Annotated in this window: 1 rRNA gene; it reads right to left on the bottom strand. The window is 70.2% G+C overall.

The window, feature by feature from the left end:
• Positions 1 to 142: 142 nt before the first annotated feature.
• Positions 143 to 252, bottom strand: a 23S ribosomal RNA gene (locus H6A16_RS10645); the annotation flags it as partial.

Raw genomic sequence — 252 nt, 5'->3', positions numbered from 1 at the left:
CGGAATGGGACCGGGCGTGCCCCGGCCGCCAGAGCCGCTGACCGGTGGGCGGCGTTCCGCCCACCCGGGATGGCCTCCGCGTGCCCTGAGGGCCGCACAGCGAGGTTCGCACCGACCGGTCCGCGTCAGGAGGCGGAGGAAGATAAGCGAAGAGCTCGGGCGATTAGTGCCGCTCGGCTGAGGCGCTCGCACGCCTTGCACCTGCGGCCTATCAACCAGGTGGTCTACCTGGGCCCTTACCGAAAGGAGAAC

The organism is Collinsella tanakaei (genome assembly GCF_016900375.1).
Taxonomy (GTDB): domain Bacteria; phylum Actinomycetota; class Coriobacteriia; order Coriobacteriales; family Coriobacteriaceae; genus Collinsella.
This window is presented reverse-complemented; position numbering and strand designations above follow the sequence as displayed.